Here is a 529-nt window from a genome sequence, read left to right on the forward strand (position 1 = left end):
TGTCTACACTGATTTTGCTAAGGCGTTTGACAGAGTGGATCACAATGTTATCTTACGGAAGTTGCGTAGTTTTTCATTCTCTAATTGTCTTATAAAATTCCTTTCTTCTTACCTCAGTAACAGAAAGCAGTTTGTACTAGTTAACAACTATGAGTCACGTTATTATACCGCTAAATCTGGAGTGCCTCAGGGTTCCAATTTGGGACCTCTTCTGTTTGTTTTGTTTATTAATGATATAATTGGATGCATCAGCAATAGTAATATACTACTATTTGCAGATGATTTAAAAATTTTTAGAACAATTACATGTTTAAATGATTGTAAAAAATTACAAGATGATATCGATGGCATTTATCACTGATCAGTAGAAAACTGTTTACCTTTTAATATATCGAAATGTAAAACAATATCCTTTTTTTATTGTAAGGAGTATTTTGTTTATCAATATAAAATGAATGATGTAGATTTACAGTCTGTAGATAGAATTACCGATTTAGGAATTGTATTTGATCCTAAGTTAACTTTTAAT

Annotated in this window: 1 protein-coding gene; it reads left to right on the forward strand. The window is 29.5% G+C overall.

The window, feature by feature from the left end; all coding sequences use genetic code 11:
• The coding region (locus IV513_RS15690; protein WP_209391485.1) for a reverse transcriptase domain-containing protein at positions 1 to 361 on the forward strand (361 nt) is incomplete at its 5' end.
• Between the last annotated feature and the right edge of the window lie 168 nt (positions 362 to 529).

Origin of the sequence: Chryseobacterium sp. RR2-3-20, assembly GCF_017808115.1 — a bacterium.
GTDB lineage: Bacteria > Bacteroidota > Bacteroidia > Flavobacteriales > Weeksellaceae > Chryseobacterium > Chryseobacterium oryzae.